This is a genomic window from Rhizobacter sp. P1_G5, from assembly GCF_056405435.1.
The window spans coordinates 1-5,622 of record NZ_JBFUCB010000402.1 but is presented as its reverse complement, the minus strand read 5'-3'; the positions used below and the strand labels follow the sequence as shown (position 1 = coordinate 5,622).

At 67.1% G+C, this 5,622-nt stretch carries 5 protein-coding genes and 1 pseudogene; 5 read left to right on the top strand and 1 reads right to left on the bottom strand.

All coding sequences use genetic code 11. The annotated features are described in order from the left end of the window. The 4 genes from AC1D12_RS22995 to glmM form a co-directional block, all read left to right on the top strand. Positions 1-490: RlmE family RNA methyltransferase (locus AC1D12_RS22995; protein ID WP_477843071.1), on the top strand; the 490-nt coding region annotated here is incomplete at its 5' end. Positions 491-589: 99 nt separating this feature from the next. Continuing rightward, on the top strand, positions 590-2,491 hold the full coding sequence (ftsH, locus tag AC1D12_RS22990; RefSeq protein WP_047511524.1) for an ATP-dependent zinc metalloprotease FtsH: 1,902 nt from the start codon (positions 590-592) through the stop codon (positions 2,489-2,491). Positions 2,492-2,557: 66 nt separating this feature from the next. Then, positions 2,558-3,400, top strand: coding sequence for a dihydropteroate synthase (gene folP, locus AC1D12_RS22985; protein ID WP_477843069.1), 843 nt, complete (start codon positions 2,558-2,560; stop codon positions 3,398-3,400). 48 nt (positions 3,401-3,448) lie between these two features. Next, positions 3,449-4,780, top strand: a complete 1,332-nt coding sequence (gene glmM / locus AC1D12_RS22980; protein ID WP_465113240.1) for a phosphoglucosamine mutase — start codon at positions 3,449-3,451, stop codon at positions 4,778-4,780. Positions 4,781-4,783: 3 nt separating this feature from the next. Here glmM and AC1D12_RS22975 read toward each other — a convergent pair whose 3' ends face one another. Next, a complete protein-coding gene (locus AC1D12_RS22975; RefSeq protein WP_465113241.1) occupies positions 4,784-5,266 on the bottom strand; it encodes a fasciclin domain-containing protein in 483 nt (160 codons plus the stop codon). Between the two features lie 215 nt (positions 5,267-5,481). Here AC1D12_RS22975 and AC1D12_RS22970 point away from each other — a divergent pair. Then, a pseudogene (locus tag AC1D12_RS22970) lies at positions 5,482-5,622 on the top strand (phosphate ABC transporter substrate-binding protein PstS); the annotation flags it as partial.

Below are 5,622 nucleotides of genomic sequence, written 5' to 3'. Positions count from 1 at the left end.
CCGCAAGTTCGCGCCGAAGGAGGTCGGCGGCCTCGGGGGCGCCGCCGCCGGTGAACTGAACGGCACCATCATCGCGCTCGACATCCTGCCGATCGAGCCGATCGAAGGCGTCGTCTTCTTCCAGGGCGATTTCCGCGAGGATGCGGTGCTGGCGCAGCTGCACGAGCTGGTGGCGGGCCGGCCGGTCGACGTGGTGATTTCCGACATGGCGCCCAATCTGTCGGGCATCGAGAGTTCCGATGCGGCCCGCATGGAGCACCTGGTGGAACTGGCGGTCGAATTCGCGCAGAACCATCTGACGCCGAATGGCGCACTGGTCAGCAAGGTTTTCCACGGCAGCGGCCACAGCCAATTGGTCCAGATTTTCAAGAAAACCTTCCGGGTCGTGAAACCGATCAAACCGAAGGCTTCGCGCGACAAATCGTCCGAAACCTTCCTGGTTGGCATCGGTCTCAAGAATCCGGGGATTCAGGTCGATAAGCGTTCGTGAAACCGCATGGGTTGCGTGGACTAGAATCGCCCCCAGATGCCGTGGATGCTGGGCACGTCCTGTGCTCGCGCTGAGGATTTATCGCAAGAAGGAGCCGCGGTGAACAATCAATGGTTCTCCAAAGTCGCTGTCTGGCTGGTGATCGCACTCGTGCTGTTCACCGTGTTCAAGCAGTTCGACAAGGGTGCAATGCAAGGCAGCCAGATCGGCTATTCCGACTTCCTCGAGGAAGTGCGCAGCAAGCGGATCAAGAGCGTGCAGCTCCAGGAAGGGCCTTCCGGGACCGAGATCAAGGCCAAGACCACCGACGACAAGGACCTGCGCACCACCGCAACCTTCCTCGACCGCGGCCTGGTCGGTGACCTGATCAACAACAACGTCAAGTTCGACGTGAAGCCCCGCGAGGAGCCGTCGATCCTGTTGAGCATCCTSGGCTCATGGGGCCCGATGCTGCTGCTGATCGGCGTGTGGATCTACTTCATGCGCCAGATGCAGGGCGGCGGCAAGGGCGGTGCGTTCAGCTTCGGCAAGTCGAAGGCGCGCATGCTCGACGAGGCCAACAACACCACCACCTTCGCCGATGTCGCCGGTTGCGACGAGGCCAAGGAAGAGGTGAAGGAGCTGGTCGACTTCCTGAAGGACCCGCAGAAGTTCCAGAAGCTCGGCGGCCGCATTCCGCGCGGCGTGTTGCTGGTCGGCCCTCCGGGCACCGGCAAGACGCTGCTGGCGAAGGCGATCGCCGGCGAGGCGAAGGTGCCGTTCTTCAGCATCTCCGGCTCCGATTTCGTCGAGATGTTCGTCGGCGTCGGCGCGGCGCGCGTGCGCGACATGTTCGAGCAGGCCAAGAAGAGCGCGCCCTGCATCATCTTCGTCGATGAAATCGACGCGGTCGGCCGCCACCGCGGTGCCGGCCTCGGCGGCGGCAACGACGAGCGCGAGCAGACGCTGAACCAGATGCTGGTCGAGATGGACGGCTTCGAGACCAACCTCGGCGTGATCGTGATGGCGGCCACCAACCGGCCCGACATCCTCGACCCCGCGCTGCTGCGCCCGGGCCGCTTCGACCGCCAGGTCTACGTGACGCTGCCCGACATCCGCGGCCGCGAGCAGATCATCAACGTGCACATGCGCAAGGTGCCGGTCGGTGCCGACATCCGCGCCGACATCCTCGCGCGCGGCACCCCGGGCTTCTCGGGCGCCGACCTGGCCAACCTGGTCAACGAGGCGGCGCTGTTCGCCGCGCGCCGCAACGGCCGGGTCGTCGAGATGATCGACTTCGAGCGCGCCAAGGACAAGATCATGATGGGCGCCGAGCGCAAATCGATGGTCATGGACGAGGAAGAGCGCCGCAACACCGCGTACCACGAGGCCGGCCACGCGCTGATCGGTCGCATGCTGCCCAAGCTCGACCCGGTGCACAAGGTCACGATCATCCCGCGCGGCCGTGCGCTGGGCGTGACGCTGTCGCTGCCCGAGAAGGACCGCTACAGCTACGACCGCGAGTACATGCTGAACACCATCAGCATGCTGTTCGGCGGCCGCATCGCCGAAGAAGTGTTCATGCACCAGATGACCACCGGCGCGTCGAACGACTTCGAGCGTGCCACCTCGATGGCGCGCGACATGGTCACCCGCTACGGCATGACCGACGAGCTGGGCCCGATGGTCTACGCCGAGAACGAGAGCGAGGTCTTCCTGGGCCGCTCGGTGACCAAGCAGGTCAACGTGTCCGAGCAGACGATGCAGAAGGTCGACGACGTGATCCGCCGCATCATCGACGAGCAGTACGCGATCGCCCGCAAGCTGATCGAGGACAACCAGGACAAGATGCACGCGATGGCGAAGGCGCTGCTCGAATGGGAAACCATCGACGCCGACCAGATCGACGACATCATGGGCGACCGCCCGCCGCGCCCGCCGAAGGACTGGAGTTCCAGCTCCGGCAAGCCGAGCGGCCCGACGCCGCCGGTCAAGCCGGACGGCGCACCGGCCGCGGCCTGAGCGTATCGATGCTGTTCAGACGACGGGGCTTCGGCCCCGTTTTCCATGGTTGAGCAGGGCCCCGCGATGCACTGGCAGACCACGCGCTTCTCGATCGACCTGACGCGCCCGCGCGTGATGGGCATCGTCAACATCACGCCCGATTCGTTCTCCGACGGCGGACAGCATGCGAGCACGAAGGCCGCGCTGGCGCACTGCGAGCAGCTGCTGAAGGAGGGCGCCGACATCCTCGACCTCGGCGCCGAATCGAGCCGGCCCGGCGCCGATGCGGTGTCGGTGGCCGACGAATTGGCGCGGCTGTTGCCGGTGCTGCGCGAGGCGTTGCGGCTGCAGGTGCCGCTGTCGATCGACACCTACAAGACCGAGGTGATGCGCGCCGCGCTCGACCTGGGCGCCGACATCGTCAACGACATCTTCGCGCTGCAGGCGCCGGGCGCCGAGGCGCTGGTTGCTTCGCACCCCAACTGCGGCATCTGCCTGATGCACGCCCAGGGCGAGCCGAAATCGATGCAGGTGGCGCCGCACTACGACGACGTGGTTGGCGAGGTGCGCGATTTCCTCGCCGGCCGCGGTGCTGCGCTCGCGCAGCGCGGCGTCGCCGCCGAGCGCATCGTGCTCGATCCGGGCATCGGCTTCGGCAAGACCGTCGCGCACAACTTCGCGCTGCTGGCGCGCCAGCGGGAACTGCTGCAGCTCGGCTACCCGCTGCTGGCGGGCTGGTCGCGCAAGAGCAGCCTGGGGACGATCACCGGGCGGCCGGTCGGCGAGYGGATGGTCGCGAGCGTGGCGGCGGCGCTGGCCGCCGTCCAGAACGGCGCCCGTGTGTTGCGGGTCCACGACGTCACCCCCACAGTGGACGCCCTCAAGGTGTGGGGTGCCGCCGGGCTGATCGACGGCGGCGGGCGCTAGTTGCCGCAAAATCCCGTCCTCACAGATCCTGGGCGTGGAGACAAGCGCATGAGCAGAACCTATTTCGGCACCGACGGCATCCGCGGGACCGTCGGCCAATCGCCGATCACCCCCGATTTCATGCTGCGCCTCGGCCATGCGGTGGGCCGGGTGTTGAAGGCCGACATTGCCAAGCCGACGGTGCTGATCGGCAAGGACACGCGGATCTCCGGCTACATGATCGAGTCGGCGCTCGAAGCCGGTTTCGCATCGGCCGGCGTCGACGTGCTGCTCACCGGCCCGCTGCCGACCCCGGGCGTCGCGTATCTCACGCGCGCGCTGCGGCTGGACCTCGGGGTCGTGATCAGCGCCTCGCACAACGCCTACCCGGACAACGGCATCAAGTTCTTTTCCGCGCGCGGCGAGAAGCTGCCCGACGAATGGGAGCAGCGCGTCGAGGCGGCCCTCGAAGAGCCCGCGCAATGGGTCGACTCGGCCCAGCTCGGCAAGGCGCGCCGGCTCGAGGCAGCGCGCGGCCGTTACGTCGAGTTCTGCAAGAGCACCTTCAGCAACGACCTGTCGCTGAAGGGCCTGAAGATCGTCGTCGATGCGGCGCACGGGGCGGGCTACCAATCCGGGCCCGACGTGTTCCACGAACTGGGTGCCGAGGTCATCGCGATCGGCTGCAACCCCGACGGCCTCAACATCAACGCCGGCTTCGGTGCCACCGCACCGGCCGCCCTGGTCAAGGCGGTGCGCGAGAACCAGGCGGACTACGGCGTCGCGCTCGATGGCGATGCCGACCGCCTGCAACTGGTCGATGCCGACGGCCGCCTCTACAACGGCGACGAGCTGCTCTACGTGATGGTGGCCGACCGCCTGGCGCAGGGCCAGCGCGTGCCCGGCGCGGTGGGTACGCTGATGACCAACATGGCGGTCGAGGTGGCGCTGAAGGCGCAGGACATCGAGTTCGTGCGAGCCAAGGTCGGTGATCGCTACGTGCTCGAAGAGCTGGCCGCGCGCGGCTGGCTGCTGGGCGGCGAGGGCTCGGGCCACCTGCTGGCGCTCGACAAGCACACCACCGGCGACGGCATCGTCAGCGCGCTGCAGGTGCTGCAGGCGGTGAGCCGCAGCGGCAAGTCGCTGGCCCAGCTGGTCGAGGCGGTGACGCTGTTCCCGCAGGTGTTGATCAACGTGCGGCTGAAGCCCGGGCAGGACTGGAAGTCCGCGCCGAAGCTGGCCGAGACGCAGGCTGCCGTGCAGCGCGAGCTGGGCAATGACGGCCGCCTGCTGATCCGCCCGTCCGGCACCGAACCGCTGGTGCGCGTGATGGTCGAGGCCAGAGACGCTGCGCAGGCCAAGGCCTGCGCCGAACGCCTGGCGGATACCTTGCGCGCCTGAGGCTTATTTTGCCGGGATGAAGACGCGGTCGACGATCTGAACGACGCCGTTGCTGGCCTTCAGGTCGGCTTGGGTCACGACGGCGTCTTCGACCGTCACGAACGTGCCGGACTTCGACAGCGCGAGGTTGCCGCCCTGCAGCGTCTTGGCCGGGCCGTTCTTGATGTCGGCCGAGGTCAGCTGGCCCGGCACCACGTGGTAGTTCAGCAGGGCGACCAGCGCGGCCTTGTCCTTGGCCAGGTTCTCCATCGTCTTCGGCGGCACGGCCTTGAAGGCGTCGTTGGTCGGCGCGAACACGGTGTACGGGCCGGGGCCGCTCAGCGTGGCGGTGAGGCCGGCGTCGCCGATCAGCTTGTTCAGCGTCGACAGCTCGGGCGTCGTCGCGGCGACTTCGGCGACGGTCTTCGGAGCCGGGGTGGTGGCGCAGCCGGCGGCCAGCAGGGTCAGGGCGGAGGTGGCGGCGATCAGCCAGGTTCTCTTGTTCATCGAAGGGGTCCTTCAGGGGTTGGGATGGCTGGCCGGCAGCATATGGATCCCATGTGACAGGGCCGTGAATCCTTCATGACAACCCGGTTTGCCGGGCGTCAGCGCGAATTTCGCGGCGGCGAGCCGAGCTGGATGACAGTGGTGTCACCGCCTTGTCACACAGGACTTTTACAGTCCCGGGCATTCCTCCAGCCAGTACCTGAAAGGTGCGCCCCATGAATCTCAAGTCGTTCCGGTCCGTTGCCACCCTGGTGGCTGTCAGCGCGGTGTCGTCGATGGCCTTCGCTCAAGACATCACCGGCGCCGGTGCCACGTTCCCGGCCCCGCTGTACGCCAAGTGGGCCGAGGCCTACAAC

Coding starts and splice junctions, on each gene's coding strand:
- glmM (WP_465113240.1), top strand. CDS start 3,449: ATGAGCAGAACCTATTTCGGCACCGACGGCATCCGCGGGACCGTCGGC.
- AC1D12_RS22975 (WP_465113241.1), bottom strand. CDS start 5,266: ATGAACAAGAGAACCTGGCTGATCGCCGCCACCTCCGCCCTGACCCTG.